We start from the raw sequence: 2297 nt of genomic DNA on the forward strand, positions 1-2297 counted from the left end.
GGCGCGCGTCGCCAGCTTCCTGAAACTGGGCAATGGCCTGTTCGCCCTGGATGCCGCGCCGCGCGCGCGCTGGCTGGCGGGTGTCTTCCTCGCGTTCCTGGCGGGCGTACGTGGCGGCGCTGCTGCCGGCGGGCGGGGTCCAGCCGTCTACCGGCTTGCGTTCGATGGTCTTGCCGATCAGGCGCTCGATGCCCTTGAGCAGCTTGATTTCGCTACTGTCCACCAGCGACACCGCCGCGCCCGTGGCGCCGGCCCGGCCGGTGCGGCCGATGCGGTGCACGTAGTCTTCGGGCACATTGGGCAGCTCGAAATTCACCACCTGGGGCAGTTGGTCGATGTCCAGGCCGCGGGCGGCGATGTCGGTGGCCACCAGCACGGCCACGTTACCGTCCTTGAAACCCGCCAAGGCGCGGGTACGGGCCGCCTGGCTCTTGTTGCCGTGGATGGCGGCGGCGCTCAGGCCGTCCTTGGTAAGTTTTTCGGCCAGGCGGTTGGCGCCATGTTTGGTGCGGGTGAACACCAGCACCTGGTGCCAGCCGCTTTCGCGGATGATGTGGCTGATCAGGTCGCGCTTGTGATGCTGCTCCACCAGATGCACGGTTTGCGTCACCAGCTCGGTGGCGGTGTTGCGCGGGGTGACCGAGACTTCGCCCGGGTTGTTCAGCACGCCGCGCGCCAGGCTGCGGATCTCGTCCGAGAAGGTGGCCGAGAACAGCAGGTTCTGGCGCTGCTTGGGCAGCAGGGCCAGTACTTTGCGGATGTCGCGGATGAAGCCCATGTCCAGCATGCGGTCGGCTTCGTCCAGCACCAGGATTTCCACGCCGGACAGGTCCACGGTTTTCTGGCCGCAGTGGTCCAGCAGGCGGCCGGGCGTGGCCACCAGGATATCCAGCGGCTTGCGCAGGGCGGAAATCTGCGGATTGATATTGACCCCGCCGAACATCACCATGGATGTCAGCGGCGTGTGCTTGCCATAGGTTTGCACCGATTCGGCCACTTGCGCCGTCAGTTCGCGCGTGGGCGTCAGGATCAGGCAACGCGGGCGGCCCGGCTTCTTCAGGGCCGGCTTGTTCTGCATCAGCAGGTGCAGAATGGGCAGCGTGAAGCCGGCGGTCTTGCCGGTGCCGGTTTGCGCGGCGGCCAGCAGGTCGCCGCCCTTCAGTACTTGCGGGATGGCCTGGGCCTGGATGGGAGTGGGCGCGGTATAGCCGGTGTCGGCGATGGCACGCAAAAGGGGATCGGCCAGACCGAGGTCGGCGAAAGAAACGATGGCAGTCAAAACAACTCCAGCGGCAGCCTGTCGCTCAAGTTGAGAGACTCCAATCCAGGCGGTCGAATGAGGAGAAAAGGAAAGGCCCGTACCTAAGCAGGGCCCGGGCGTGGCGGCGATGCGCCAGCGAACGTGTGCCGATTGGCTGTGCACACCGCCGGCATTGTAGCCCATGCCGGTATTTATGCACGGCGTGGCCAGTGTCTTGTGGTAACAAAGGCCGGGGGCCGCCGCGGCCCGCCCTGGGCAAACGCCGGGCTACCTGCTGTAATGGCGGCATTTCCCCCGAACAGGAATCACGACACCATGAATATCTTGCGCTGGTGGGGCCTGGCCCTGGCCGTGTCGACAGCCACGCTGCTGTCCGGTTGTGGATACAACAGCATCCAGGCGGCCGACGAACAGGTCAAGGCGGCCTGGTCCGAAGTCTTGAACCAATACCAGCGGCGCGCCGACCTGGTGCCGCAGCTGGTGAAATCGGTGGATGCCTACATGACGCACGAGCGCGAGGTGCTGACCCAGGTGACCGAGGCGCGCAGCAAGGTCGGCACCCTGCAGATATCCGCCGACCAGCTCGACGACCCGCAGGCCCTGCAGCGCTTCCAGCAGGCCCAGGCCCAGCTCACGTCGGCCCTGTCGCGCCTGATCGCCGTGTCGGAAAACTATCCGCAATTGAAGGCCGATGGCCTGTTCCGCGACCTGCAGGCGCAGCTGGAAGGCACCGAGAACCGCATTTCGGTGGCACGTGGGCGGTATGTGCAGTCGGTGCAGCAGTACAACGTGCTGGTGCGCCAGTTCCCGGGGGTGATCACGGCCAAGATCTTCGGCTACGCGCCCAAGGCCAATTTCGGCGTCGAGGACGAGGCCGCCATTTCCCGCCCGCCGGAAATCAAGTTCAGCAATGATGCCAGCAGCCCCAAGCCCGCCCAATAAGCGCCCGATGGCTTGGCTGGCCGCCCTGCTGGTATGGCTGGGCATGCTGGCGGGGGCGCCGGCCCTGGCGCAGCCCGCCCCGCCCGCTGCCGTG

2 protein-coding genes are annotated in these 2297 nt (G+C 66.3%); one reads left to right on the forward strand and one right to left on the reverse strand.

All coding sequences use genetic code 11. The annotated features are described in order from the left end of the window. The coding region (locus tag LPZ50_RS24230) for a DEAD/DEAH box helicase (protein WP_230665392.1) at positions 1-1279 on the reverse strand (1279 nt) is incomplete at its 3' end. A gap of 297 nt (positions 1280-1576) precedes the next feature. On the opposite strand from LPZ50_RS24230, the gene LPZ50_RS24235 reads away from it, so the two are divergent. Further along, positions 1577-2203 (forward strand): LemA family protein, encoded by a 627-nt coding sequence (locus tag LPZ50_RS24235; RefSeq protein WP_230665393.1) that lies wholly within the window; start codon positions 1577-1579, stop codon positions 2201-2203. The last annotated feature ends 94 nt before the right edge of the window (positions 2204-2297 follow it).

The sequence above is a fragment of the Bordetella petrii genome, assembly GCF_020991325.1.
In the GTDB taxonomy this organism is placed as follows: domain Bacteria; phylum Pseudomonadota; class Gammaproteobacteria; order Burkholderiales; family Burkholderiaceae_B; genus Bordetella_A; species Bordetella_A petrii_E.